Annotated in this window: 1 pseudogene; it reads right to left on the bottom strand. The window is 76.1% G+C overall.

The features are described 5' to 3' along the window. Nucleotides 1-264, bottom strand: a pseudogene (locus ACX2DJ_RS13040) (hypothetical protein); the annotation flags it as partial.

Raw genomic sequence — 264 nt, 5'->3', positions numbered from 1 at the left:
GGCAGGGGCGCGCTTGGCGGGCTTGTACAGGTCGAACCGGTAGCCGCCCAGCTCCCAGGACAGGGCGGCGGCTTCCGGCTGCAGCGGCAGGCCGGCGTCGTCCAGCTTGTAGACGCCCTCGGGCAGGGCCAGCGGCAGGGCGCTCAGCGCGAAGGGGTGGGCGGCGTGGGCGACGCCGGCGAACACCTGGGCCAGATGGCCGTCGGCGCCCGGCACGAGGGCGTGGGTGTCAGCGGCGCCGACGAAGCCCACCGTGGCCAGCCA

The sequence above is a fragment of the Altererythrobacter chaiwopuensis genome, assembly GCF_054957755.1.
Note: the sequence above shows the minus strand (reverse complement) of the source record. Positions and strands in the feature narration are given on the sequence as shown.